This window comes from Nocardioides sp. SRI_004, assembly GCF_057586415.1.
In genome coordinates, this window is record NZ_JBYCZV010000002.1 from 259854 (window position 1) to 284524 (window position 24671).

Genomic DNA, 24671 nt, shown 5'->3' on the forward strand with positions numbered 1-24671 from the left:
GGTCACTCACCACCCTTGTCGGTCCAGCCGGTCGGGGAGAACACGCTGTTCTTGATGTCGGTGTAGAAGTCGAACGACCAGATGCCGCCCTCGCGGCCGATGCCGGACTTGCCGTTGCCGCCGAAGGGCGCGTTGAGGTCGCGGACGAAGAAGCAGTTGACCCACACCGTGCCCGCGTCGAGCGCGGCCGAGACCCGCTCGGCGCGGTCCTTGTCGCCGGTGACGATCGTGGCGGCGAGGCCGAAGGGGGTGTCGTTGGCCTTGGTGACGGCCTCCTCCTCGGTCTCGAAGGTGCTGATCGTGACGACCGGGCCGAAGACCTCCTCGGTCATGATCTCGGAGTCGTCGCGGGCGTCGACCAGGATCGTCGGCCGGTAGTAGAGGCCACCGAGCTCACGGTTGGGACCCCCACCGAGCAGCGGGCGCGCACCGTCGGCGACCGCCCGCTCGACGAAGCCGGACACCTGCTCGAAGTGGCGCCGGGCGACGAGCGCGGACACGTCCGTGGACTCGTCGCGCGGGTCGCCCTGGACCAGCTTGGAGGCACCCTCCACGACGCGGCGCGTGAACTCGTCGGCGAGCGAGGAGTGCACGTACATCCGGGCCGCCTTGAGGCAGACCTGGCCGGCGTTGTCGAACTGCTCCACGGCGATCTCGACGGCGAGGTCGAGGTCGGCGTCCTCGAAGACGAGCAGCGGCGACTTGCCGCCGAGCTCGTAGGACAGCGGCACGATGTTGGTGGCGGCCGCCTTGGCGATCACGCCCGCGGTCGGGACGGAGCCGGTGAAGGCGAGGCGGTTGATGTCGGGGTGCGCGGTGAGCGGCGCACCGGCGTCGGCGCCGGTGCCCTGGACGACGTTGAACACACCGGCCGGGACGCCGGCCTCGTGCATGATGTCGGCCAGCAGGCTCGCGGTGAGCGGGGCCCACTCCGGCGGCTTGACCACGACGGTGTTGCCGGCGGCCATGGCCGGACCGATCCGCCAGCTGGCGAGCATCAGCGGCGCGTTCCACGGCGTGATGACCGCGACGACACCGGCCGGGTCGTAGGTGATCCGCTCGCGGTGGCCTCGGCCCGGGACCTCCATGTCGGGGTGGCCGAGCTGGTGCTCCGCGAAGTCGGCGAAGGCGCGGAAGTTCATGGCCACCCGCGGCATGACACCGCGGCGGTGGCTGCGGATGAGCGAGCCGTTGTCGCGGGTCTCGACGAGCGAGAGGTCCTCGATCCGGGCCTCGATGCCGTCGGCCACCCGGCGCAGGATGTCGCTGCGCTCCTTGACCGACAGGGCCGCCCACGCGGGGAAGGCCGCTCGCGCAGCCGCGACCGCGGCGTCGACCTCTGTCGCCGTACCGGCGTGGACCTCGGCGAGCGGCGTCTCGTCGATCGGCGAGATGTCGGTGAACGTGCTGGCCGAGGCGACCCGCTGGCCGCCGATCCAGTGGCGGGTGTCGACCTCGACACCCTCGACGATCGCGATGTGATCGAGGTGCTCGCTCATCGGGCCGACTCCCATCCGGCAGCACCGGCGGTGGCGAGGGTCGCGCCGCCGTCCCAGACGACGCCGACCTGGCGGTAGTAGCCGCCGATCACCTCGCGCACCGGCAGGCGGTGCAGCTCCTCGGTGGGGGACTCGAAGAGCTCGAGCTCGACGTCACCGGTCCAGGCCGGACCGGCCTCGAAGGAGCTGGCTCCCGACGAGATCAGCTCGGCGTAGGCATCCGGGCTGCCCTTGGCGATGCCCGGGTAGACGCGGTGGTGAGCCATCGGGTGGCCGTTGACGAAGCCGTTGTGCGGCGACTCCTCGCGCAGCGTCAGCACGGCCTGGGCGAGGCGCCGGTCGCCGGCCGCGAGGGTGGCACCGAAGACGCCGCCGGCGGCGACCTGGGGCGCAGCCTGGCCGAACGGGTGCGGCCGGGTCTGCCACATCGAGCCGAACTTCTTCGGGTAGCCCTGGTGCATGCCGCGGGCGAAGGCGAAGTCCTTGTCGACCCAGATGTACACGCAGCGCGAGTAGGTCACGCCCTCGAACGCGCACCGTACGACGACGAACGCCTCCTTGTACTGCGAGCGCACCGGGTCGAGCAGCTCCTCGCGGCTGCTGGAGCACGACTGCCAGTCGGCCCAGATCAGCGCGACGGCGCCCGGGTCCTCCGGGGCGAGCTCGAGCGGCTCGGGGAGCAGCTCGGCCACGCGCTCGGGGTCGGTGCGGTACTCGACCGTCAGCAGGTCACCCGAGTACGACCACGGAGGCGACGGGATGAGGGAGGACTGGCCGGTCGCGGTGCGGGGGAAGAAGAACCCCTCCATGTTGTTCATCGGGCCTCAGATCAGGTCGGTGCGAAAGATCGTTCGGATCCGTACGATAGCCAGCCATCGGCCCGAAGACCACCCTTGCGGGCAAACTTCTCAGGAGATATTGTTCGGACCCGAACGATCTAATCGAGAACGGATGGAGACCTGCCGTGGAGAAGCCCCCGTACATCCCGCTGGCCGACGTCGACCTCGTCGACCTCGACCGCTTCCAGGGCCCCGAGGCCTGGGGCATGCTCGACACGCTGCGCAAGGAGTCGCCCGTCCACTTCCAGCGCGAGACGGACGGCGGCAAGGGCTTCTGGGCCGTCACCCGGCACGCCGACATCTGCGAGGTCGACAAGGACCCGGAGACCTACACGTCGACCGGCTTCGTGAACCTCGAGGAGGTCGACGAGGACCTCCGCGAGGCGCGCCGCTCGATCCTGGAGATGGACGGCCTGCGCCACCGCGCGCTGCGCAAGCTCATCTCGCGCGAGTTCAGCCGCCCCAACCTGATGAGGAACTACGAGGCGCTGCTGCGCGACATCACGCGGGCGACGGTCGACGCCGCCCTCGCCAAGGGCGAGTTCGACTTCGTCGAGGAGGTCAGCGCCGACTTCCCGATCCAGGTGCTGGCCCGCCTCCTCGACGTACCCCAGGAGAAGACCGGGCAGCTGATCGACTGGGGCAACGAGATCGTCGGCTTCTCCGACCCCGAGCACGCCCGGGTGCTGATCTCGGACCCGGAGAGCGAGAAGTACAAGCACCTGCCGTTCCGCTCCCCCGTCTCGCAGGAGGTCTTCGACTACGGCCGCGAGCTCGCGGCCGACCGCAAGGGCGGGGACGGCACAGACCTGGTCAGCCAGCTCGTCAACAAGATCCCCGAGGACGGCCAGGCCATGTCGGCCTCGGAGTACGACTCGTACTTCCTGCTGCTCGTCGTCGCCGGCAACGAGACCACCCGCCACACGATCACGCACTCGATGCTGGCGCTGATCGAGCACCCCGAGCAGCTCGCCAAGCTGCAGGCCAACCCGGACCTGATCCCCGACGCGGTCGAGGAGTTCCTCCGTTGGGCCTCGCCGGTCTACCACTTCCGGCGGACCGCCACCCGCGACGTCGAGCTCGGCGGCCAGCAGATCAAGGAGGGCGACAAGGTCGTCATGTGGTTCGCCTCGGGCAACCGCGACGAGGAGGTCTTCGAGGACCCCTACGACTTCGACGTCACCCGCTCCAACATCGACCACGTCACCTTCGGCAAGGGCAGCCCGCACCTGTGCATGGGCAACAACCTGGCCCGCATGGAGATCCGCCTGATGTTCGAGGAGCTGATCCCCCGCTTGAAGACGGTCGAGCTCAACGGCGAGGTGCGCCGCGTCCGCAGCAACTTCGTCAACGGCATCAAGACCCTCCCGGTGAAGGTCACCACCAACGACTGATCCCCCATTCCGCCGTCAGCCGGCCAGTCCGGCCGCGGTGAAGCGGCCCAGCTCCTCCACGAAGACCGGGTCCAGGCCCGCCGGGCCGAACTTCCCGCCGGGCTTGCCCTGGTCGGCTCCCGCGAGCGAGCCGAGCATCGAGAACATCGCGATCCCGAGCCGGAACTGCACGGCCGTGGACTCGTACCGCGGCAGCGCCCGTACGGCGGCGGCGTGGAACAGCTCCGAGGCGGTCGGTCCGCCGTCGGCGAGGTCGGCCCAGGCCACGTCACGGTTGTTGGCGAGCTGGGTGACCACCTTGACCCAGGCCAGGCCGCCGTCCGGGTCCGCGTCGATCATCGCGACCAGCGGCACCAGCACGGCGTCGACCACGTCGCGCGCGCCCATCGTCCCCTCGGGACGGTCCAGCAGTGCGGCGAGCCGGTCCCGGGCCTGCCGGGTCAGCTCCTCGCCGCGCCGCGCGACGACGGCGTCGACCAGCGCCTGCTTGGTCGCGAAGTGGTAGGGCACCGCCGCCGACGACACGCCGGCCTCGCGCCCGATGGCGCGCAGCGAGTCGGCGCCCACGCCGTTGGCGGCGAAGAGTCGTTCGGCCACGTCGAGCAGCCGGGTGCGCACGTCGACGTCGGTGCGGGGCCCGGGGCGGGTGGTCGTACGGACAGTCATGGCGAGGTCGATCCTAGGACCCCTTGACCGAGTCTAATCACTTGATAAGACTACCGGCCATGACGACCAGCGCGCTGCCACAGCTCAACGAGCTCGGCTACTACGCCGTGACCCACCACCCCGCCGACGCGCGGGTGCTCTTCCCCGAGGCCACCTCCGCCGAGGAGCTCGGGCTGGGCTCCTGCCACATCAGCGAGAGGTTCACGGTGAAGGAGGCGGGCTCACTGGCCGGCGGGGTGGCCGGGCGGGCACCCTCACTGGGCATCGCCAGCGCCGCGATCAACCACCACACCCGGCACCCGATGATCACCGCGACCCTCGGCTCGACGATGCACCAGATGACCGAGGGCAGGTACGCCATGGCCTTCGGCCGCGGCTCGTCACAGCACTGGAAGGCGATCGGGCTGCCCGTCGTCACCGAGGCGGCCCTGCGCGACTTCATCGGCCTGCTGCGCAAGGTCTGGTCCGACGGCTACGTCGTCGACCACCAGGGCCCGTCGGGATCCTGGCCGGTCGTGCACAACCTGAGCGGGCTGGGCGAGGGACCGCCCGTCGGGCTGGTCGCGGTCGGACCGCGGACGATGGAGCTGGCCGGGGAGATCTGCGACTGGGTGGTCATGCACACCTTCTTCGGCGAGCAGGCGACCCGCTCCTCGATCGAGGCGGTCCGCCGCGGCGCCGAGCGCGCCGGCCGCGACCCCGACGGCATCCGGATCTGGTCGTGCCTGGCGACCGTGCCCGACGGGCTCTCCGACGACGACCGGGTACGCCGCGGCGTCGGCCGGCTGGTCACCTACTTCCAGGCGTACGGCGACGTGCTGGTCTCGGTCAACGGCTGGGACCCCGCCGCGTGGGAGCGCCTGCGCACCTCCGAGGTCTTCACCGAGGCCGCTGCCGCGGGCGCGATCGACGCCACCGCCGACGCGGAGACGCTGCACCGCATCGCCGAGCTGGTCCCCGAGGAGTGGCTCGAGGCGTCGGCCCACGGCACGTCCGCCGAGGCCGCCGCAACCATCGTCCGCGAGCTCGAGCTGGGCTGCCACTCGGTGATCCTGCACGGCGCGGAGCCGCACGAGCTGGCGCCGATCGTCGAGGCCTACCGCGCGGTGCGGCCCGAGCTGGCCCGGCCCGTGGCGGTCAACCCCGGCCGGTTCGCCGACTGAGCCGGTGGGTCAGCCCTCGTCGGCCACCAGCCGCCGCAGGATCTTGCGCACCTGCAGAGCTGCCGCGTCCGCGGCGACGTTGACGTCGTCGCCGTACCCGTCGCGGTCGATGACCTGCTGCATGGTCTCCAGGATCTCGCGGACCTTGAGGTAGTAGGACTCGAAGATGGGCCGCAGCACGTCGGTCACCTCCGCACCCGGCGCGAAGTTGCGGCTCACCCGCCAGATGTGGCGGGTCCGGCCGTCCTCGACGGGCGTCACGGCGTGGGTGAACCGGAAGCACTGCGGCCCGCCCTGCTCGTCCGGCACCAGCACGTCCCAGCGGTCGGCCCACAGGCCCGGCGCGAGGAAGGCGCCCTCCTCGCGCTGCGGGAAGGCGGCATCGGGCGCGATGTCGGTCAGCTTGGCCTGCCACTCCGGCACCGGCGCGGCCGGCCAGTCCCGGTGGAAGTGCACGGTCGTCTCGGTGATCTCGACCTGGAGCGCGGGGGCGACGCCGGAGAGCGCCGGCGGCGAGATGACGGGGTCGACCACGGCCACGTGGGTGATGTCGGCGAAGTTGTCGTGCAGCAGGCGCACGTCGGCGGCGGTCTCCCACTGGCCACCGAAGGTCTCCCAGGCGTCGTCGGTGAGCCACGGCGTCGCGACCGGCGGACGGCGATCGGCGAGCGACGGCTCGCCGAGCCACACCCAGACCAGGCCGCCCTCCTCCAGCACCGGGTACGACGGCACTCGGGCCCCGTAGGGCACCTGGGCCTGCGAGGGCACGCGCACGCAGGCACCGGTGCGGTCGTAGGCGAAGCCCGAGTAGCCGGAGACGATCGTGTCGCCCTCGACCCGGCCCAGGCTCAGCGGGTAGGGCCGGTGGGCGTCGCGGTCGCCGAGCGCGACGACGGAGCCGTCGGAGGCACGGAACAGGACGATCGGCGCACCGAGGGCGCGGGTGCCGAACGGGCTGGCGCCGACCTCGGTGGAGGCGGCGAGGGCGTACCACGCGTTGCGCGGGTGGCCGGTGCTGCGGTGCTCTCTCGGCTCTCTCATGGCGATCCCCTCAGAGGTCCAGGGTCAGGCGGTCCTCGCGGCAGCGGGACACGCAGATCATCAGGAACTCGTTGGACTCCTTCTCCTCGTCGTTGAGGATCGAGTCGCGGTGGTCCACCTCCCCCTCGATGATCTCGGTCTCGCAGGTGCCGCACACGCCCTCGAGGCAGGAGCCGACGACGCTGACGCCGGCCGCCCGGCAGACCTCGAAGATCGACTTGTCCGGCGGCACGGTCAGGGTGAGGCCGGAGCGCTGGAGCACCAGCTCGAACTCCTTGTCGCCACCCTCGGCCGGCTCGGCGGCCTTCGCGGAGAAGCGCTCGAGGTGGAGGCTGCCCGCGGGCCACCCGGCGCAGCCGGCCTCGACCGCGTCGAGCAGGCCGGTGGGGCCGCAGGTGTAGACGAGCGTGCCCGGCTCGGGCGCGCCGAGCAGGGCGTCGAGGTCGGGGAGGCCGGCCTCGTCCTGGGGCAGCAGGGTCACCTTGTCGCCGTACACCGCGAGCTCGTCGACGAAGGCCATCGAGGAGCGCGTGCGGCCGCCGTACACGAGGCGCCAGTCGGCACCGGAGGCCTCGGCCTCGGCGATCATCGGCAGCATCGGCGTGATGCCGATGCCGCCGGCGATGAAGAGGTAGCGCGGCGAGGCCACCATCGGGAAGTGGTTGCGCGGGCCGCGGACCCGCACGGCCGCGCCCGCGGTGAGCTCGTGGACGGCCTTCGAGCCGCCCCGGCTGTCGGGGGTGCGCAGCACGCCGACGCGCCACCGGCCGCTGTCCGCCGGGCTCCCGCACAGGGAGTACTGGCGGACCAGGTCCGGTCCGAGGACGAGGTCCACGTGAGCACCCGGCGTCCACGGCGGCAGCGCCGAGCCGTCGCTCGCGGCGAGGGTCAGGGTCAGCACGTCGGTGGCCGACTCGACGGCCTCGACGATGGTCAGGTCCGCCTCGAACTCACGGACGATCGGTTGGGTCGTCACGACAGATCTCTCCTCCAGCCCCCACTCACAGGTGGTAGGCGTACTCCCGGAACTCCCAGTCGGTCACGTACTGGCCGAACCGCTCGAGCTCGTTGCGCTTGTAGGCCACGAAGGTGGACACGAACTCCGGCCCGAGGATCTCGGCGAGGTCCTTGTCCTCCTCGAGCGCCGCCAGCGCGGTGCCCAGGTCGCCCGGCAGCTTGTCGGCCTTGGTCGGGTCGTAGCCGTAGCCCTCGAGCTTGGCCGGCGGCTCGAGGCCGTCGCGGATGCCGAGGTACGCCGCCGCCAGCAGGCCGGCGATCGCGAGGTACGGGTTCGCCGACGCGTCGCCCAGGCGCAGCTCCATGCGGGAGGCACGGCCCCGCTCCGGCGGGATGCGGACCATCGCGCTGCGGTTGTCGAGTCCCCAGTCGACCAGCCACGGCGCGAGCGTGTCGGGACCGAAGCGCTTGTAGGAGTTGATGGTCGGGTTGCTGATCGCGGCCAGCGCCGGCGCGTGCGCCAGCACGCCCGCGATCGCCGACCGGGCGGTCTTCGAGAGCCCGTCCTCGCCGGCCGGGTCGTCGAACAGCGGCCGGCCCTCGTCGTCGACGGTCGAGAAGTGGATGTGGAAGCCGGAGCCGCCCTCGTCGTTGAACGGCTTGGCCATGAAGGTCGCCATCTTGCCCTGGCGGCGGGCGAGCTCCTTGACGGCCGTCTTGAACCGGAAGGCGCGGTCGGCGGCGTCGAGCGCCTCCGAGTGCCACAGGTTGATCTCGAACTGGCCGCTGGAGAACTCGTGGTTGGCGGCCACCACGTCGATGTCGTACGCCGCCAGCTCGCGCAGCGAGCCGAGCAGCAGGTTCTCGGGGTCGCCCTTGAGGCCGGACACGTAGACGTTGCCGGTCGCCTCGCCGTAGCGCCGGTAGCCGTTGGCTGCCGAGTCGTCCTTCTCGACGACGTAGAACTCGAGCTCGGGCCCCGCGACGGGGGTCATGTCCAGCTCGGAGAACCGCTCCACGACGCGCCGCAGCACCATACGCGGGCTCTCCTCCGACGGCGAGCCGTCGGGATTGTGGACGTCGGCGATCACGTGCGCCACGCCCGGCTCCCACGGCACCTTCCGCGCCGTGGCGACGTCGGGGAAGGCGACGATGTCGGGCAGGCCGGCCGAGAGCCCACCCGCGATGTCGACCACGTCGCCCATCGGCGAGGTCCCGTAGACCGAGCGGCAGAACGCCACGCCGTCACCGACGGTCCGGTCGAAGCGGTCGACCAGCACGTCCCGGCCACGCTCGGTGCCGATCAGGTCGCTGTAGCCGATCCGGACGATGTCGATGCCATCGGCCCGGAGCTGCTCCGCGAGCTGGCGCAGGGAGTCTTCGTCAAAGTGTCCCATCGGAGGTGTCCCTCTCCCCTGTCAGTCAGGCGGTCAGTGGGTGGCGTCGGCGGTGTCGAACCGCTCGAGGTCGGAGTTGAGGCCGTCGTAGGCATCAGGCTGGTTGCTCTTGAGATACAACGCCTGCGCCACGCCGATGACCAGAGCCAGGACCAGGAGCCAGGGCAGGTTGGTGATCGCCTTCTCCGTCGAGCCCGCGACCACGTCGAAGTGCGTGACCGCCATGACGACGATGAAGGACAGGCCGACGAACCCGATCGCCGGGGCGACGAAGGTGCTGCCGAGGTGCGGGTCGCCCGTGCGGCGGAAGTGGACGACGATCGAGAGCGCGGCGAGCGCCTGCAGGACGACGATCGCCAAGGTCCCGAAGCCGAGCATCGCGGGCACCACCTGCAGGATCGGGTCGAGGTCGGCGATCCGGAAGGCCGCCGCGACCAGCAGGGCGAAGCCGGCCTGCAGGGTGCCGGCCAGGACGGGCGAGCCGGTCGAGCTGGTGCGGGACAGCGCCTTCGGCAGGACGCCGGCACGACCGAGCGAGAAGAGGTAGCGGGTCGCGGAGTTGTGGAAGGCGAGCATCGCGGCGAACAGGCTGACCAGCAGCAGCACCATCATCACCTTCATCATGAACTCGCCGAGGTACTCGGCGCCCAGGCTGAACACGAGGTCACCGGTCTCCAGGTGGTCGATGCTGCTCTGCTGGGCCTCCGCGACGCCGGTCGCGCTCACGACGGCCCAGGTGGTGACGGCGAGCAGCAGGCCGATGATCGTGATGGCGAGGTAGGTCGCCCGCGGGATCGTCTTCAGCGGGTTGCGCGCCTCCTCGCTGAACAGCGAGGTCGCCTCGAAGCCGAGGAAGCCGGTGGCGGCGAGCAGCAGGCCGATCGAGAGCGAACCCGAGGTGATCGCGTCGCCGGAGAAGGCGGAGAAGTCGTAGCCGTGCTTGAACAGCACCGCGACGTCGAAGATGACGAGGATCGAGGTCTCCAGGACCAGCGAGACGCCGAGCACCTTGGAGCTGAAGTCGATGCCCTTCACGGCCATCAGGTAGGCGACGACCATCGAGGCCGCGCCCCACAGGAACCAGTTGAGGCTGAGCCCGAACAGGAAGTCGATGAGGACCATCATGAAGAAGCCGCTGGTGCCGATCGTCCCGACGACGAAGAAGTTGTAGCCGAGGGTGGCGATGTAGCCGGCGGCCAGCCCGGCCGGACGGCCGAGGCCCTTCACGACGAAGGCGTAGAAGCCGCCGGCGTTCACCAGCTGGCTCGACATCTTGCCGTAGCCGATGGCGAAGAGCAGGAGCACCGCGGCGACCGCGAGGAACGAGAAGGGAGCCCCTCCGCCGTTCCCGAAGGCGATGGCCAGCGAGGCGACCACCACCATGCCCGTCAGGGGCGCCACCGCCGCAAGGACGAGGAACACGATGGCGCCGACGCCGAGCGCGTCCTTGCGGAGTGTGGTGTTGACGGTGTCCGACATCGGGACTCCTTCACTGTCTCGGCGACCTCCACGCGAGATCGTTCGGATCCGTACGATAACCATGATGTGACCCGGGGCACCATCCCCTCAGGACAAATTTCCCTAGAAATGTTTGGCCCCGAACGATCAGGTGGTCGCATGAGGATGGTTAGGCTGGCCGCATGCCGGACCGCCACACGCTCGAAGAGACCGAACGTGCGATGAAGGACCACGTCGGGGCACTGCCCCTCGACTTCGCCGCCGCGAACGCCCTCTCGAACCTGTTCCGTGCCGCGAACGCGGTGCGCACCGAGCTGACCAACCGCGTGCTCCGCCAGCACGACATGACCTGGACCGGGTTCGTCGTGCTGTGGGTCGTGTGGATCTGGGACGGCATGGAGACGCGCCACGTCGCCGAGTCGGCCGACATCTCGAAGGCGACCCTGACCGGCGTCGTCAAGACGCTCGAGGGCCGCGGCCTGATCCTGCGCGAGGGCGACGAGCACGACCGGAGGCTGGTCCGCCTGCGGCTCACCGAGGAGGGCGTGCGGCTGATGGAGGAGATCTACCCCGAGTTCAACGCCGTCGAGTCCGAGATCGTCAGCCAGCTGTCCGACCGCAAGGTCAGCGCGTTCACGCGCACCCTGCGCGACGTGGTGAATGCCGTCGAGGCTCAGCACGAAGCGCGCGACGAAGCCCGCGCCGAGGCCTGAGCGACCAGCTCCCCGAAGAGCCCGGCCTGGACGGGATCGTGGGCGGCGGTGTCCTCCGGGTGCCACTGGACGCCGAGGTACCAGCCGGCCGAGCCCTCGAGCTCGACCGCCTCGATGACGCCGTCCGGGGCGTGCGCCACCGCGCGGAGACCGGCGCCCAGCCGGCCGATGCCCTGGTGGTGATAGCAGGAGATCGTCGGCGCGGTCCCGACGAGGCGCGCGAGCGCCGTGCCGGGGTCGACCGCGATCTCCTGGACCACGTGGCGGTGGATCCGCTCCCCCAGGTCCTGGACCAGGTCACCCCCCAGGGCGACGTTCACCACCTGGTTGCCCCGGCACACCGCCAGCATCGGCAGGCCGGCCGCCAGCGCGTGCCGCGCGACGGCGAGGTCGAAGGCGTCCTGCTCCTCGTCGACGTCGTACTGCGAGGGGTGGGGCTGCTGACCGGACCAGCGTGCGGCCAGGTCGCCGCCGCCCGGGAGGAGCACGCCGTCGGCGAACCACAGGCGCTCGCGGACCTCGTCGACGTCCACGGCAGCCCCGGGGGCGGCGGGGTGGACGACCAGCGGCTCGCCACCGGCCACGTGCACGGCCTCCACCAGCGCACGCGCGGCCACGTCGGCGCCGTACCTCAGGGCGGATGCGGACGCGGAGAACCGCGCCGGCACCACGATCAGCGGTCGGCGGCTCATGGCGCGATCAGCGGCGGGAGGTGCTCCTGCACGAAGCGCGTCTCCCGCTCCCAGGCCGCGGCGAACTCGATCACACCGGCATCATCGTGGTTGCGGCCGATGACCTGGAAGCCGATCGGCATGCCGGAGGCGCCGAAGCCGGCCGGCATCGCCAGGGTCGGCGCCCCGAGCAGGGTGCCGATCGCGGTGACCTCCATCCAGCGGTGGTACGTCGCCATCGGCACGCCGTTGATCTCCTTCGGCCAGTGCACCTCGTTGCCCTCGCCGTCGACGTTGTCGAAGGGCATCACCTGCGCCGTCGGCAGCAGCACGTAGTCGTACTTCTCGAACAGGAGGCGGAAGCTCTGGTAGAGCGCCGTGCGCTTCGACGACGCGTTCCAGACCTCCTGCGCGGTGATCGGCCCCTGGCCGTCGATGCCGTTGAGCAGGCCCTCGACCTCGTAGGTCGTCTCCGGCTTCACGTACGGCTTCCACGCCGGGTTGTTGTAGACGGGGAAGTTCAGGCTGCCGCTGATCCAGTGCCGGAAGACCAGCCAGGTCGGCCACAGGTCGGCGTTCGTGAAGGTCCCGCCCACCTGGTTGAGCTTGTCGATCCGGTCCACCTTGGCGCCGAGGGCCCGCATCCTGTCGACGGCCGCGCCGGTGACGGCCAGCACCTCCGGCTCCGTGGGCAGGTAGCCACCGAGGTCCGCCATCCAGGCCACCTTCACCCCACGCAGCGACGTGCGGCGGACCGTGGTGAAGGCCTTGGGGTCGTCCTCGAGGGACAGCGGCACCCGGGCGTCGTACCCGGCCATGGTGGAGAGCAGGAGCGAGAGGTCGCGGGCGTCGCGGGCGATCGGGCCCGTCGCGCCGCCGTGCTGGACGAACTGCTCCCCGCCCAGCTCGGGCGTGCGCCCGAAGGAGGGCCGCAGGCCGAGCACGTTGTTCCAGCCCGGCGGGTTGCGCAGCGAGCCGAAGAAGTCGCTGCCGTCCGCGACAGGCAGCATCCGCAGCGCCACGGCCGCCGCGGCGCCGCCGCTGCTGCCGCCGGCCGACTTGGTCGGGTCGTAGGCGTTGCCCGTCGTCCCGTAGACGAGGTTGTACGTGTGCGACCCGACGCCGAACTCGGGGAGGTTGGTCTTGCCGATGAAGATCGCGCCCGCGGCGCGGATCCGCTCGACCAGGAGCGCGTCGCTCGTGGCCGGCGGGTTGAACGGCACGCCCGGCTGGCCGAAGAAGCCGACCGTCGTGGTCATGCCCTTGACGTTCCACTGGTCCTTCACGGCCTGCGGGAAGCCGTGCATCCAGCCCTGGTAGGTGCCCTTCGCGAGCAGCGCGTCCTTCTCCGCGGCCTCGGCGAGCAGCTCGGCCCGCGGGCGCAGCGCCACGATGGCGTTGACCGCCGGGTTCACCTCGTCGACGTGGTCGAGATAGGCGGTCATCACCTCGACGCAGCTGACCTTGCGCTGCCGGATCGCGACGGCGAGCTCGGCCGCCGACCACCAGACGATGCGGCGCAGGTCGGCCGGCCGCTCGACCTTCGGCCACGCCACCTCGGGCGCCGCGGCACGGGCGGCGCCGGCGACACGCACCGTCACGGCGGCGGTCGTCGCACCGGCGACCAGGGAGCGGCGGGACAGGCGCCCCAGGCCGCCCTGCACGTCGGATCGGGGGCCACTGAGCTGCTGGGATGCCATCGCGTCGTCCTCTCGCGGATGCCAGATCGTTTTGATGCGAACAATTTCGTTCGGACCCGAACGTATTGGTATGGCGCGGATCCCGCAAGAGGGCGTTCGACTGCCGGGTTTCGGCGAGGGCTTGGCATCCGAGGTCCGGACCGAACCGTTGCCAGCACGCGACGGCCCTCTTACGATTTGGCTCCTAACGTTCTCGGGCCTGAGCAATGGCGGTTCCATGGCAGTTGTCGACGACGCCCCCGTTCCGGCAGTCCCGGACGTGTCGATGCTCGAGCTCGTCGCCGACCTCGCGACGCTCGGGTCGCCGGACGACACGACCGCCCGGCTCCCCCAGATGCTCGACCGCCTGGCCGACGAGGTCGGCGCCAACGCCTGCCAGGTCGACGCCGCGACGACCACCAGTCGAGGCACCGCGACGAAGCACTGGCAGACCCTCGCCAGCATCGGCTACGCGCGACCGGTGTCCCGCCACCTCGGCGGGGAGTTCCTCCACTCCGCCCACGGCCGCCTGGTGCTCGAGAGCCGTGACCCGCTGCGGATCGAGGCCGACACCCACGACTTCCGCGGCACGACGCACTTCCACGACGTGCTCCAGCCCGCCGGGTACGACGACGGGATCTCCCTCGCGCTCCGCTCGCCGGACGACGTCGTGGTCGGGATCGTCCACCTGTCGGCCTGCTCCGCCGACGACCTGCGCGCCGAGACGCTGGCGGCGTTGCCGGCGATCGGGCGCGTGCTCGCGCGGGTCACGGAGGTCGCGTCCTGCACGGTCCGCGACGTCACCCTCCCGCCGGAGTACGCCGTGGTGCGGGTCGACGCCCAGGGACGGGTCCGTCCGGTCGTCGGCCGGGACCCGCTGCACCTCGACCTCGACGACGACGTGCTGGCGATCGTGCACGACATCCTGTCGACCGGGGTGCGCTTCGCGGGCTTCCTCCACCAGCAGGACGGCCGCCTGGTCGAGGTCCGGGTCCACGTGCCGGAGGGGCGCAGCACGGTGCACCAGCCGTATGTCGTCGCGACCCGTCCCGCCGAGTCGACGCTCGGCCTGACCATGCGCCAGCTCGAGGTGCTCACGGCCGTCGCGACCGGCGCCGGCAACCGCGAGATCGCGGAGGAGCTCTTCCTCACCCAGCGCACCGTGGCGGCGCACGTCGAGGCGATCCTGACCCGCCTGGACGCCCCGTCGCGGGCGGGTGCCGCAGCCAAGGCGACCGCGGCCGGCGTACTCCTGCCGTCGGGCCGGCCCGACTCCGTGCGCTCGCTCTCGGCCGTGCTGCGCCGCCCCGTCGTCTGACGAAGACTGGCAATTCTGCCAATGTGACGCGGGACACCCCGGTCCCACGATGGTCCGACCGCGCCGGGCACACCGGCGCCCGACCACGGGAGCGACGATGACGACCGGGTACGTCTACAACGAGGTCTTCGGCTGGCACGACACCGGCACCAACGCAGGCCTCTTCCCGGCGGACCACCGCCTGGGCATCCAGCCCTTCCAGCACTTCGAGAACGCCGAGACGAAGCGGCGGCTCCACGAGCTGGTGGTCGTCTCGGGCCTGATCGACCAGCTGACCCCGGTGCGCCCGCGCAAGGCCACCGACGAGGAGATCCTCCTCGTGCACACCGAGGAGCACCTGGCCCGGATCCAGGCCGGCAGCGACCACCCCAAGGGCGGCGACTCCGGCGACGGCCTCAGCCCGTTCGGCCCCGGCGGCATCGAGATCGGCCGGCTCGCGGCGGGCGGGGTCATCGCCCTCGTCGAGCAGGTCGTCGACGGCGCGGTCGACAACGGCTACGCCCTGGTCCGCCCGCCGGGCCACCACGCCGTGCCGGAGCACGGCATGGGCTTCTGCATGTTCGCCAACCTCGCGATCGCCGCCAAGGCGGTACGCCACAGCCGCGGTGTCGAGCGGATCGCGATCGTCGACTGGGACGTCCACCACGGCAACGGCACGCAGGCGGCGTTCTACGACGACCCGGACACGCTGACGATCTCGATCCACCAGGACCGCGTCTTCCCGCCCGACACCGGACTCGTCGAGGAGCGCGGGACCGGCGCCGGCGAGGGCTACGCGCTGAACATCCCGCTCCCGCCCGGCACCGGGCACGGCGGCTACCTGGCGGCGATGGACCGCGTGATCGCACCGGCCATCGACCGGTTCCAGCCGGACCTCGTCCTCGTCGCCAGCGGGTTCGACGCCAACGCCGCCGACCCGCTCGCCCGCCAGGGCCTCACCAGCAGCGCCTACCGGACGATGACCGAGCGGCTGCTCGAGGTGGCCGGCCAGCACGCCGGCGGCCGCCTGGCGATGAGCCACGAGGGCGGCTACAACCCGGTCTACGTGCCGTTCTGCGGCCTGGCCGTCATCGAGGCCCTCGCGGGCGTGACCGAGCCCCTCGCCGACCCCTACGAGCCGATCTTCGGCGGGATGGGCCAGCTCGAGCTGCAGCCCCACCAGACCGCGCTGCTCGACCAGGTCGTGCCGCTCCTCGACGCCATCGGCTCCGGCAACCGCGCCTGATCCCGCTCCACCCACCACCCTCCGCACCACTCGGCACCACTCCAAGGGAGAACCACCATGTCCCAGCCCGCTGACCTCTCGCGCCGCCGCTTCCTCGGCTGGACCGGCGGCGCCGGCGCCGCCGTGCTCCTGGCGGCCTGCTCGGCCCCGTCCAGCTCCTCCGACGCCAAGGACAAGGTCGCCAAGTCCAGCAAGGACGTCGACAAGATCGGCTTCGACTACCCCTTCACCTTCCTGCCCGTGTACGCCGGCGTCACGAAGTTCGCCAAGGCCCGGGCCAAGGAGGTCGGCGTCGACCTGACCCAGACCAGCGACAACGGCCGCCCCGACGTCCAGGCGTCCAACCTCGACACCCTGATCGCCCAGAAGGTCCCGGCGATCGTGTCGTTCCCGATGGTCTTCGAGGCGCTCGAGACCCAGGCCGCGGCTGCGCGCAGCGCCGGCCTGATCTGGGTCACCTACGGAGGGACGCTGAAGAACCAGAGCGCCTCGATCACCTTCAGCTTCGAGGAGGGCGGCCGGCTGCTCGGCGAGGACGCCGCCACCTGGGCGAAGGAGAACCTCGGTGGCAAGGGCAAGATCGCGTTCCTCGTCGACGACACGATCCAGCTCGGCCGCGAGCGGACCAAGGGCATGATGGACGCCTTCACCAAGGCTGCCCCGGACATGGAGGTCGTCGGCCGCGAACAGGCCATCGACCCCGACACCGGCCTGTCGAAGATCAAGGCGATCCTGGCGAAGCACCCCGACCTCAACATGGTCCTGGGCATCACCGACGGCGCCGCCTTCGGTGGCTACAAGGCGCTCGTCGAGGCCGGTCGCGCGGAGAGCGACGCGAAGACCTACGTCGGCGGCCAGGACGGCGACCTCGGCTCGCTCGAGCTGATCAAGAAGGGCACCTTCTACCGGGCCTCGGCCGCACTCCAGCTGCGTGACATCGGCAACGCGGTCATCGACGTACCGCTGGCCGTCGCGGACGGCAAGAGCGACGCGGACGCCAGCACCGACGTGCCGATCGCGCTCGTCAAGCAGGGCGACAGCCTGCTCGACGAGATCATCTCGCAGTACGCCTGACCCGAGGACCGAGGCGGACACGTCATGACACTCAGGGTCACCGGACTCGCGAAGTCCTTCGGCGGCGTGCACGCCCTGCGCGGCGTGGACCTCACCATCGAGAGCGGTGAGGTCCACGCCCTCCTCGGCCACAACGGCGCGGGGAAGTCCACACTGATCAAGGCGCTCGGCGGTGCCTTCTCGCCCGACAGCGGGACGATCGAGGTCGCCGGGCACAGGTACGACGCCCTGTCGCCCCGCAAGTCGATCGACGCCGGAATCGCGATCATCTTCCAGCACCTCAGCCTGGTCGACTCGCTGTCGGTCGTCGACAACATCTTCCTCGGCCAGGAGGAGCACCGCGGCGGCATCGTCAACCGCGGGAGCCAGCGCGAGCAGGCCCGCGGGCTGCTCGACCGCCTCGGCGCCAACGTCGCGGTGGACGCCCGGGTCGGCACCCTGCCGATGGGCCAGCGGCAGCTGGTGGAGATCGCCAAGGCGCTGAGCCGCGACCCCGCCGTCCTCATCCTCGACGAGCCCACGGCCGCCCTGTCCGTGCACGAGATCCAGGCGCTCGAGCGCACCGTCCTCGCGCTGAAGCGCGACGGCCTCGCGATCTGCTACGTCACCCACCTGCTCGGGGAGGTCGAGCGGCTCGCCGACCGGATGACGGTGCTGCGCGACGGGCAGGTCCACGTCGCCACGTCACTGGCCGGCAAGTCGCGGCGCGACATCATCGAGGCGATCGCGGAGCCCTCCTCGGAGCTGCCCGGGCGCGCGCCGATCCTGGAGGCGGACCCGCCCCAGCTCCAGCTGCGCGGCCTGACCGGGCCGGGCGTCGGCCCGATCGACCTCGACGTCCGGCCCGGCGAGATCGTCGGCCTCTACGGCCTGATCGGCTCCGGCCGCACCCGCACCATCGAGACCGTCTTCGGCCGCTACCGGCGCCACGGCACGGTGAGCGTCGGCGGGCGCCCGGTGACCCGGCGCGGCCCACGCGGCGGGCTCGCGGCGGGCCTGGCGCTCGTGCCCGGCGACCGCGGCCGGCAGGGGCTGTTCGCCTCGCTCTCCGCGCTCGACAACGCCCTGCTCCCGGCGCAGCGCGCGCTGTCCCGCTTCGGCGTCCGCAACCGCCGGCGCGAGCGCGAGACCTTCGCCTCGCTGACCGACTCCCTGAAGGTGCGGCCTGCCTCGGCGGTGGCACCGGCCCGCGCGTTCTCGGGCGGCAACCAGCAGAAGCTGCTCCTCGGCCGGTGGATCAACGGCGTCCTGCCGACCACGGTCCTGCTGCTCGACGAGCCGACCCAGGGCGTCGACGTCAACGCCCGCCACGAGATCTACCGCGTCGTCCGGACGATCGCCAGCGAGCGCCGCGCGGCCGTGCTCTTCGCCTCGACCGATCCCGAGGAGGTGGTGACGCTCGCCGACCGCTGCCTCGTGATGGACCGGGGCCGCGTGGTCGCGACCATCGCCGGACCCGACCTCACCGAGGACGCGCTCCTGGCAGCCGTCCACCGCCCCACTCCCATGGAGGTTCCGTCATGAGCACACCCCAGTCCGTGCGCCAGCTCGCGCGCTACCCGCTGATCCCCGTCATCATCGTGATGGCGATCGCCTTCGAGGCCAGCACCGGCAGCTTCGTCGGCCAGCAGAACCTGCTCGGCATCGCCACCGACAGCGCCACCCTCGCGATCGTCGCCGTCCCGACGGCGATGCTCGTCATCAGCGGCTACCTCGACCTGTCGGTCGGCTCCACCTACGCCCTCGGCGCGGTCGCCGCCGGTTGGCTGGCCTCCGAGCACAACGGCAGCATGCTGGGCTGCGTGCTGCTGGCCCTGCTCGCCGGCGTCGCCGTCGGCGCGGTCAACGGCCTCCTGTGCTGCGGACTGGGCCTGTCGCCGTTCATCGTCACGCTCGGCACGCTGACCGCCGTGCGCGGCATCGCCCAGCAGCTCGCGCCCCTGCCGCAGACCGGCTTCTCCGAGTCCTTCGCCTGGCTCGGCGGGTCCAAGGTCGCGGGCCTGCCCTCCCCCGTCATCATCGCGATCCTGGTGGTCCTCGTCGCCGGCTTCGTCCTCGTCGCCACGCCCCTCGGGCGCCACATCTACGCCATCGGGGTCTCCCGGGAGGCGGCGTACCTCTCGGGCGTGCGGGTGCGCATGGTGCCCTTCGGCCTCTTCCTGCTGACCGGGGCCCTGGCCGCGCTCGCCGGCGCGATCAAGGCCTCCGTCCTCGGCGCCGTGCAGTCCGGTACGGCGGGCCTCGGGTTCGAGCTCGCGGTGCTGACCGCGGTGCTGGTCGGCGGGGTGGCGCTCGCCGGGGGCTCCGGCTCGCTGGTCGGGGTGGTCCTGGGCGTCGCCTTCCTCGGCATCCTCCAGAACGGCCTGACCCTCCTCGGCGTCCCCACCTTCTGGCAGCAGGTCGCCCAGGGCGTCGCCCTGATCGTGGCCGCCGGCCTCGCCTACCTCAGCCCGAGGCTGGAGGCGATGACCGCGCCGCGGCCGGAGGCACCGAAGCCGGTCCCGGTGCCCGCCTAGCCTCGCGGCGCGGCGGTCCGGTCGCGGCACGATCGACGAGGGCCTGCCGGCGAAATTGATTGACGTCAATCAATTTCGCCGGCGGCCCTTCGCAGGTCGGCGAGAGCGCGCCGTCGGCGCTCAGCCGAGCCGGCGCCGCCGCAGCGCCACCAGCCCGCCCGCACCCGCCAGGAGCACCACACCGACCAGCAGGATGCCGCGCTGCCCACCGCCGGCGTCCTGCTCCACCGTGGCGCGCGGTCCGCTGTCCGTCGGCCCGGAGACCGGGCCGACCTCGAAGTGGACCTCGCCGGTGACCTGGTGGCCGTCGGCCGAGACGACGTCGTAGGCGAGCACGTACTCGCCGTCGGGTCCGGACCACAGGTTCTGGCGCACCTCGTCGTCCCGGAAGGTCGCCTTGCCGTTGGCGACGTCGCCGTCGGGTCCGGTCACCGTGACCGAGCGGACCTTGCGGACCTTGCCGCTCAGGGTCAGGGTGGCCCGCGACGGCAGCGTCTCGACCACGCTCGACTCGGCGGGGTCGGAGGAGACGAGCTCGTCGTGGGCCGACGCGGGCGGCGCGGGCAGGAGGCCGAGCAGGGCGGCCACCAGGGCGACGGCGACCCAGCGGACGAACCGGCTGGAGCTCACAGGACGGGCGAAGGCGTGCATGGCGTGGTCTCCCTGACTGGGTGGATGTCGTGCTCGAACCGGTCCAGCACGGCGGAGAGCTGGACGAGCGTGCGGCGGGGCCTGTCGTCGGCGGCGTGGAGGGTCCTGCGCAGGGCGTCGGCCGCCCAGGCCCGGAGCTCGGCCGAGCCCCGCCCCGGGGGCAGCGACGCCGAGGCGGCATCCAGCTCGGCGGCCACCAGGGTGGCGAGGCCGCCGGGCGAGGGCGCCTCGAGGAGGAGCGCGGCGGTCGTCGGTACGCCGTTGGCGGCATCCAGGCCGGCCGGCTTGCCGGTCCGGGCCGGGTCGCCGACCACGTCGAGCAGGTCGTCGACGTGCTGGAAGGCGATGCCGAAGTGGAGCCCGAACTCCCCGTGCGCGCGGACGACGTCCGGCTCGGCGTCCACCGCGAGGGCGCCGATCTCGGCACTCGCCCGGAACAGCTCGGCGGTCTTGAGGGCGGCGTACTCCCGGTGCGCCTCGACCGACGGAGCGCCCCGGAGATCGGCCTCGAGGAGCTGGCCCCTCGCCATGCACGCCAGGGCACGCGCCCAGACGAGCGGGCCGTTCGGCGCCGCGCCGGCCGCGGCGAGGGCGCCCCGGGCGAGGAGCAGGTCACCGATGACGAGCGCGGACGCCACACCGGCGCTCGCGACGACCGAGGGCCGGCCGCGGCGGAGCGGGGACCCGTCGATGATGTCGTCGTGGACGAGCGTGGCCACGTGCAGCAGCTCCATCGCCTCGGCCGCCAGCACCACCCGGTTCCGCAGGGCACGGTCGGCCAGCCCGGCGCCGGCCGCCGCCGCACTGCCGACCACGAGCCCGGGCCTGAGCAGCTTGCCCGGGCGCAGGGCGTCGGCGACCACGCGGTCGAGGCCGGCGACCCCGCACGACGGCGGTGTCCGGAGCCGTTCACGCACCGCGCCCAGCACGTCGTCGACCATCACGACACCGTCGACACCGTCGGGGTCGCGGCGCTGGCGCCGGCCAGGTCGAGCAGCAGGTCCCGCACCTGCGTCGCAGCCAGTCGGCTGCCCAGCGTGTCGGGCCGGTCGCAGATCACCATGGGCCCCTCCTCGTCGCGGAGCGGCAGACGACCGTGGGTGCCCCGCACCGGCGCCGGGTCGAGCGGCACCACCTTCATCGAGTAGCGGAGGCCGGCGGCCTTGCGGGCCAGGGTCAGGGCCGCGCGGGCCTTGACCAGCCGGTCCTTCGGGTCGAAGAAGAGCTCGGCCGGGTCGTAGCCGGGCTTGCGGTGGATCTCGACGCCGCGCGCGAAGTCCGGCGCCCGGTCGTCGTCCTCCCAGTAGTAGTAGGTGAACCACGCGGTCGGCTCCGCCACCAGCACGAGCTCGCCCGCACGCTCGTGGTCGAGGCCGACGGCGGCCTGGCCGGCCCGGTCCAGCACCTGCGCCACACCGCGCAGGCCCGCGCACAGCGCGCCGACCTGCTCGAGGTCGGTCGGGTCGGCGACGTACACGTGGGCGACCTGGTGGTCGGCGACGGCGAAGGCCCGCGACGTCCAGGGGTCGAGGTACTCCATGCCGTCCTGGGTGTGGACGTTCAGCAGGCCGGCGGCGCGCAGGGCCCGGTTGATGTCGACCGGCGTGTCCGCCCGGGTGATGCCGTACTCGGACAGGACGACCACGCGCGCGTCCATCAGCTCCGCGTCGTCGAGCAGGGGCGCCAGCGCCGCGTCGACGTCGTGCGCGGCCCGGCGGGCCTGGGCCGAGTCGGGCCCGAACCGCTGGAGGTCGTAGTCGAGGTGCGGGAGGTAGGCGAGGGTCAGGTCGGCCCGCGGCAGGAGGCGGCGGGCCGCGCCGACGATCCACTCGGTCGAGCGGAGGGACGCGGTGGGCCCCCAGTACTGGAAGAGGGGGAACTCGCCCAGCTCGTGCACCAGCTCGTCGTGGAGCTCGGGCGGACGGGTGTAGCAGTCGGGCGCCTTCTTGCCGTCGGCGTAGTAGATCGGCCGCGGCGTGACGGTCCAGTCGGTCGACGCACCCATGGCGTACCACCAGCAGACGTTGGCGACGGTGTAGTCGGGGACCTGGCGCCGGATGGTCTCCCAGACCTTCTCGCCCTGGACGAGGCGGTTGTGCTGGCGCCACAGGTGCACCTCGCCGAGGTCGCGGAAGTACCACCCGTTGCCGACGATGCCGTGCCCGGCCGGGGTGAGGCCGGTGAGGAAGGTCGACTGCACCGAGCAGGTGACCGCCGGCAGCACGGGGTCGAGGACCGCGGACGAGCCCTTCGCCGCCAGGCGCTGGAGCCGGGGCATGTGCTGGAGCAGGTCGGGGGTGAGGCCGACGACGTCGGCGACGAGGAGCTTGTCCATGGGGATCTCCAGGGGGGCGTGGGGGTGGGTTCAGAGGGCGGTCAGGCCGAGGTCGAGGAGCTCCGCGCGCACCCAGGCGAGCTCGGCGGCGAGCGCTGCCGCGAAGGCGTCGTCGTCGGTCGGGCCGCCACCGGGAAGGACCGACCAGGTGTAGGTCTCGACCTCCAGGTGGTGGACGCGCGCGCGAGGCCCGCCCACGAGGGCGGCCAGCGAGGCGCGCAGCTCGTCGCGGCTGCTGCGCAGCGGCGGGGCCGGGTCGGCGTGCACCGGCACGTGGAAGTGGACCCGCCACGGCCGGCCGGTGCGCAGGCTCCGCGGACCGTCGAGCGCGTCGGGCAGGTCGTCGCGCCCGGTCAGGCGGCCGCCGGTCTCCTGGCGCACCTGGTGGAGGAAGCGGTCCTCGGCGTACGCCGCGAGCGCGGAGCGCGTGGTCGTGTCGCCGGGGTCGTCGACGACCAGCGCGGCAGCCGGCTGGGCCTTGACCACCGCCAGGCCCGCCTCGTCGAGTCGCTCGAGGGCGGCGGCGGCCGTGTCGAAGCCGACGGCCAGGTGGCACAGGTCGAGGCAGACACCGATCCAGTCCCGGTCCACCCCGGCGAGGCGAGCCACGGCCTCGTCGACCGTCTCGACGGCGCAACCGGGCTCCGGCTCGAGGCCGACCCGGATGGCGCGGCCGGTCTCCCCGGCGATCGTCGAGAGACCCTCCGCGAGCTGGGCGAGATGGCGCTCCGCCGCGTGCTGGCGGTCCACCAGCCAGGGCGCGCGCCAGCCCAGGGGCAGGGTCGAGATCGTCCCGCGGTCGACGTCGTCGGGCAGGAGCGCCGCCAGCACCTGTGCCGCCGCCAGCGTGTAGCGCAGCCGCTCGGGCTCGCTCCACGCCGGGTGGTAGACGGCCTTCTTGACGACCTCGCCCTGGAAGTCGGCGTGGGGGAAGGCGTTCACGGTGACCACCTCGACCCCGTGGTGGTCGAGGCTCTTGCGCAGCCGCTCCAGGTCGCCCGGGTCCGCGATCAGCCGGTACGCCGCCGCCGCGGGCAACCACATGCCGAGCCCCACGCGGTCGACGTCGAGGTGGGCGCGCAGCCGGTCGCCGAGCCTCGACGCCTGCGCCACGATGCCGTCGACGTCCTGCGCGGGCAGCACGTTCGTGCCGTAGGCGAGGTGGACGACCGAGCCGTCGGGGTGGCGGAACCTCATGCGTCGGCCCTCGCCCCGCGGAGCACGGAGTTGCCCTCGAAGGTCGACACCCCGTCCGGCACACCGCCCGTGGTCTCCGCCAGGTCGTCGAGCAGGAGCCGGCCGCTCTGCCCGAAGAACTCCAGCGGGTTGCGCCACAGCAGCCGGTCCACGTCGTCCGCGGAGAAGCCCGCGGCGAGCATCGCCCGGCCGGTGGAGGCGGTCTTGAGCGGGTCGCTGCGGCCCCAGTCGGCGGCGGAGTTCACGAGGACCCGGTCGAGGCCGCGCTCCTCGAGGATGCGCACCATCCGGTGCTCGTCCATCTTGGTGTCCGGGTAGATCGAGAAGCCCATCCAGCAGCCGCTCTCGGCGACCTGCCCCACCGTCATCTCGTTGAGGTGGTCGACGACGACCCGGTGCGGGGCGAGCCCGGAGGCCTCGACGAGCTCGAGGGTGCGCCGGGTGCCGCCCTCCTTGTCGCGGTGCGGGGTGTGCACCATCGCGGGCAGCTCGAACTCGACCGCCAGCTCGAGCTGCCGGACGAACGCCTTCTCCTCCTCCGTGGTCATCGAGTCGAACCCGATCTCGCCGACGGCGACCACGCCGTCCTTGGCCAGGTAGCGGGGCAGGACGTCGAGGACACCGGTGCAGCGCGGGTCGTTGGCCTCCTTGGGGTTGAGCGCGATCGTGCAGTGGTGGGCGATGCCGAACTGCGCGGCGCGGAACCGCTCCCAGCCGACCAGCGCGTCGAAGTAGTCGGTGAAGGAGCCGACGTTGGTGCGGGGCTGCCCGAGCCAGAAGGCCGGCTCGACGAGCGCGCGGACGCCGGCGTCGTACATCCGCTCGTAGTCGTCGGTCGTGCGCGAGGTCATGTGGATGTGGGGATCGAAGATGCGCAT

At 72.0% G+C, this 24671-nt stretch carries 22 protein-coding genes; 8 read left to right on the top strand and 14 right to left on the bottom strand.

Annotated elements, in window-relative coordinates:
- Positions 1-2: 2 nt before the first annotated feature.
- On the bottom strand, positions 3-1499 hold the full coding sequence (locus AC2YHB_RS03480) for an aldehyde dehydrogenase (protein WP_036548328.1): 1497 nt from the start codon (positions 1497-1499) through the stop codon (positions 3-5).
- The gene (locus AC2YHB_RS03485; RefSeq protein WP_036547278.1) at positions 1496-2317 is read right to left on the bottom strand and encodes an acetoacetate decarboxylase family protein; all 822 of its coding nucleotides are present in this window, start codon (positions 2315-2317) and stop codon (positions 1496-1498) included. Before AC2YHB_RS03485 ends, AC2YHB_RS03480 begins: the two co-directional genes overlap by 4 nt.
- Positions 2318-2463: 146 nt before the next feature.
- Here AC2YHB_RS03485 and AC2YHB_RS03490 point away from each other — a divergent pair, with 146 nt between their 5' ends.
- On the top strand, positions 2464-3732 hold the full coding sequence (locus tag AC2YHB_RS03490; RefSeq protein WP_036547275.1) for a cytochrome P450: 1269 nt from the start codon (positions 2464-2466) through the stop codon (positions 3730-3732).
- Positions 3733-3747: 15 nt separating this feature from the next.
- On the opposite strand, the gene AC2YHB_RS03495 is transcribed toward AC2YHB_RS03490, so the two are convergent.
- Entirely contained in the window at positions 3748-4398 is a 651-nt protein-coding gene (locus AC2YHB_RS03495; RefSeq protein WP_487353483.1) for a TetR/AcrR family transcriptional regulator, read from the bottom strand.
- Positions 4399-4457: 59 nt separating this feature from the next.
- Between AC2YHB_RS03495 and AC2YHB_RS03500 the strand changes: the two genes are divergently transcribed.
- A complete protein-coding gene (locus AC2YHB_RS03500; protein WP_179649518.1) occupies positions 4458-5561 on the top strand; it encodes a TIGR03857 family LLM class F420-dependent oxidoreductase in 1104 nt (367 codons plus the stop codon).
- A 9-nt stretch (positions 5562-5570) separates the two neighbouring features.
- On the opposite strand, the gene AC2YHB_RS03505 is transcribed toward AC2YHB_RS03500, so the two are convergent.
- The 4 genes from AC2YHB_RS03505 to AC2YHB_RS03520 are packed head-to-tail and all read right to left on the bottom strand — an operon-like array spanning position 5571 to position 10435.
- The gene (locus tag AC2YHB_RS03505) at positions 5571-6602 is read right to left on the bottom strand and encodes a Rieske 2Fe-2S domain-containing protein (RefSeq protein ID WP_179649516.1); all 1032 of its coding nucleotides are present in this window, start codon (positions 6600-6602) and stop codon (positions 5571-5573) included.
- Between the two features lie 10 nt (positions 6603-6612).
- Positions 6613-7578 carry a PDR/VanB family oxidoreductase gene (locus AC2YHB_RS03510; protein ID WP_487353484.1) on the bottom strand — a complete coding sequence of 322 codons (966 nt, stop codon included), beginning with the start codon at positions 7576-7578 and terminating at the stop codon, positions 6613-6615.
- A 25-nt stretch (positions 7579-7603) separates the two neighbouring features.
- The gene (locus tag AC2YHB_RS03515; RefSeq protein ID WP_487353485.1) at positions 7604-8956 is read right to left on the bottom strand and encodes a glutamine synthetase family protein; all 1353 of its coding nucleotides are present in this window, start codon (positions 8954-8956) and stop codon (positions 7604-7606) included.
- Positions 8957-8989: 33 nt separating this feature from the next.
- Complete coding sequence (locus AC2YHB_RS03520; protein WP_487353486.1) at positions 8990-10435, bottom strand: APC family permease; 1446 nt, start codon at positions 10433-10435, stop codon at positions 8990-8992.
- A gap of 161 nt (positions 10436-10596) precedes the next feature.
- Between AC2YHB_RS03520 and AC2YHB_RS03525 the strand changes: the two genes are divergently transcribed.
- On the top strand, positions 10597-11127 hold the full coding sequence (locus AC2YHB_RS03525; RefSeq protein WP_036547257.1) for a MarR family winged helix-turn-helix transcriptional regulator: 531 nt from the start codon (positions 10597-10599) through the stop codon (positions 11125-11127).
- On the opposite strand, the gene AC2YHB_RS03530 is transcribed toward AC2YHB_RS03525, so the two are convergent.
- On the bottom strand, positions 11088-11819 hold the full coding sequence (locus tag AC2YHB_RS03530; RefSeq protein ID WP_487353487.1) for a gamma-glutamyl-gamma-aminobutyrate hydrolase family protein: 732 nt from the start codon (positions 11817-11819) through the stop codon (positions 11088-11090). The genes AC2YHB_RS03525 and AC2YHB_RS03530 overlap by 40 nt on opposite strands.
- Positions 11816-13498, bottom strand: a complete 1683-nt coding sequence (locus tag AC2YHB_RS03535) for an amidase (RefSeq protein WP_487353488.1) — start codon at positions 13496-13498, stop codon at positions 11816-11818. The genes AC2YHB_RS03530 and AC2YHB_RS03535 overlap by 4 nt, the downstream gene beginning before the upstream one ends.
- Before the next feature lie 217 nt (positions 13499-13715).
- Between AC2YHB_RS03535 and AC2YHB_RS03540 the strand changes: the two genes are divergently transcribed.
- From AC2YHB_RS03540 to AC2YHB_RS03560, 5 genes are all read left to right on the top strand, one after another.
- On the top strand, positions 13716-14795 hold the full coding sequence (locus AC2YHB_RS03540; RefSeq protein WP_487353489.1) for a helix-turn-helix transcriptional regulator: 1080 nt from the start codon (positions 13716-13718) through the stop codon (positions 14793-14795).
- Positions 14796-14892: 97 nt separating this feature from the next.
- Positions 14893-16020 carry a class II histone deacetylase gene (locus AC2YHB_RS03545; RefSeq protein ID WP_179649502.1) on the top strand — a complete coding sequence of 376 codons (1128 nt, stop codon included), beginning with the start codon at positions 14893-14895 and terminating at the stop codon, positions 16018-16020.
- Positions 16021-16077: 57 nt separating this feature from the next.
- The gene (locus AC2YHB_RS03550) at positions 16078-17094 is read left to right on the top strand and encodes a sugar ABC transporter substrate-binding protein (RefSeq protein WP_036547248.1); all 1017 of its coding nucleotides are present in this window, start codon (positions 16078-16080) and stop codon (positions 17092-17094) included.
- 24 nt (positions 17095-17118) lie between these two features.
- Positions 17119-18618, top strand: coding sequence for a sugar ABC transporter ATP-binding protein (locus AC2YHB_RS03555; RefSeq protein WP_487353490.1), 1500 nt, complete (start codon positions 17119-17121; stop codon positions 18616-18618).
- Positions 18615-19610: an ABC transporter permease gene (locus tag AC2YHB_RS03560; protein ID WP_179649496.1), complete on the top strand. Its 996-nt coding sequence runs from the start codon at positions 18615-18617 to the stop codon at positions 19608-19610. The genes AC2YHB_RS03555 and AC2YHB_RS03560 overlap by 4 nt, the downstream gene beginning before the upstream one ends.
- Positions 19611-19730: 120 nt before the next feature.
- On the opposite strand, the gene AC2YHB_RS03565 is transcribed toward AC2YHB_RS03560, so the two are convergent.
- Genes AC2YHB_RS03565 through AC2YHB_RS03585 form a run of 5 tightly spaced genes read right to left on the bottom strand, consistent with a single transcriptional unit; the run spans position 19731 to position 24671 of the window.
- Positions 19731-20261, bottom strand: a complete 531-nt coding sequence (locus tag AC2YHB_RS03565) for a copper resistance CopC family protein (protein WP_487353491.1) — start codon at positions 20259-20261, stop codon at positions 19731-19733.
- Positions 20237-21202, bottom strand: a complete 966-nt coding sequence (locus tag AC2YHB_RS03570) for a polyprenyl synthetase family protein (protein WP_487353492.1) — start codon at positions 21200-21202, stop codon at positions 20237-20239. The genes AC2YHB_RS03565 and AC2YHB_RS03570 overlap by 25 nt, the downstream gene beginning before the upstream one ends.
- Positions 21202-22596, bottom strand: coding sequence for an alkaline phosphatase family protein (locus tag AC2YHB_RS03575; protein ID WP_487353493.1), 1395 nt, complete (start codon positions 22594-22596; stop codon positions 21202-21204). The genes AC2YHB_RS03570 and AC2YHB_RS03575 overlap by 1 nt, the downstream gene beginning before the upstream one ends.
- A gap of 30 nt (positions 22597-22626) precedes the next feature.
- Entirely contained in the window at positions 22627-23793 is a 1167-nt protein-coding gene (eboE, locus tag AC2YHB_RS03580; protein WP_487353494.1) for a metabolite traffic protein EboE, read from the bottom strand.
- Positions 23790-24671, bottom strand: coding sequence for a TatD family hydrolase (locus AC2YHB_RS03585; protein ID WP_487353495.1), 882 nt, complete (start codon positions 24669-24671; stop codon positions 23790-23792). The genes eboE and AC2YHB_RS03585 overlap by 4 nt, the downstream gene beginning before the upstream one ends.

Bases quoted from the DNA above. Each gene is read 5' to 3' on its own strand.
- AC2YHB_RS03480 (WP_036548328.1), bottom strand. From the start codon at position 1,499: ATGAGCGAGCACCTCGATCACATCGCGATCGTCGAGGGTGTCGAGGTC.
- AC2YHB_RS03485 (WP_036547278.1), bottom strand. From the start codon at position 2,317: ATGAACAACATGGAGGGGTTCTTCTTCCCCCGCACCGCGACCGGCCAG.
- AC2YHB_RS03495 (WP_487353483.1), bottom strand. From the start codon at position 4,398: ATGACTGTCCGTACGACCACCCGCCCCGGGCCCCGCACCGACGTCGAC.
- AC2YHB_RS03500 (WP_179649518.1), top strand. From the start codon at position 4,458: ATGACGACCAGCGCGCTGCCACAGCTCAACGAGCTCGGCTACTACGCC.
- AC2YHB_RS03505 (WP_179649516.1), bottom strand. From the start codon at position 6,602: ATGAGAGAGCCGAGAGAGCACCGCAGCACCGGCCACCCGCGCAACGCG.
- AC2YHB_RS03515 (WP_487353485.1), bottom strand. From the start codon at position 8,956: ATGGGACACTTTGACGAAGACTCCCTGCGCCAGCTCGCGGAGCAGCTC.
- AC2YHB_RS03520 (WP_487353486.1), bottom strand. From the start codon at position 10,435: ATGTCGGACACCGTCAACACCACACTCCGCAAGGACGCGCTCGGCGTC.
- AC2YHB_RS03525 (WP_036547257.1), top strand. From the start codon at position 10,597: ATGCCGGACCGCCACACGCTCGAAGAGACCGAACGTGCGATGAAGGAC.
- AC2YHB_RS03530 (WP_487353487.1), bottom strand. From the start codon at position 11,819: ATGAGCCGCCGACCGCTGATCGTGGTGCCGGCGCGGTTCTCCGCGTCC.
- AC2YHB_RS03535 (WP_487353488.1), bottom strand. From the start codon at position 13,498: ATGGCATCCCAGCAGCTCAGTGGCCCCCGATCCGACGTGCAGGGCGGC.
- AC2YHB_RS03540 (WP_487353489.1), top strand. From the start codon at position 13,716: ATGGCAGTTGTCGACGACGCCCCCGTTCCGGCAGTCCCGGACGTGTCG.
- AC2YHB_RS03545 (WP_179649502.1), top strand. From the start codon at position 14,893: ATGACGACCGGGTACGTCTACAACGAGGTCTTCGGCTGGCACGACACC.
- AC2YHB_RS03550 (WP_036547248.1), top strand. From the start codon at position 16,078: ATGTCCCAGCCCGCTGACCTCTCGCGCCGCCGCTTCCTCGGCTGGACC.
- AC2YHB_RS03555 (WP_487353490.1), top strand. From the start codon at position 17,119: ATGACACTCAGGGTCACCGGACTCGCGAAGTCCTTCGGCGGCGTGCAC.
- AC2YHB_RS03560 (WP_179649496.1), top strand. From the start codon at position 18,615: ATGAGCACACCCCAGTCCGTGCGCCAGCTCGCGCGCTACCCGCTGATC.
- AC2YHB_RS03565 (WP_487353491.1), bottom strand. From the start codon at position 20,261: ATGCACGCCTTCGCCCGTCCTGTGAGCTCCAGCCGGTTCGTCCGCTGG.
- AC2YHB_RS03570 (WP_487353492.1), bottom strand. From the start codon at position 21,202: ATGGTCGACGACGTGCTGGGCGCGGTGCGTGAACGGCTCCGGACACCG.
- AC2YHB_RS03575 (WP_487353493.1), bottom strand. From the start codon at position 22,596: ATGGACAAGCTCCTCGTCGCCGACGTCGTCGGCCTCACCCCCGACCTG.
- eboE (WP_487353494.1), bottom strand. From the start codon at position 23,793: ATGAGGTTCCGCCACCCCGACGGCTCGGTCGTCCACCTCGCCTACGGC.
- AC2YHB_RS03585 (WP_487353495.1), bottom strand. From the start codon at position 24,671: ATGCGCATCTTCGATCCCCACATCCACATGACCTCGCGCACGACCGAC.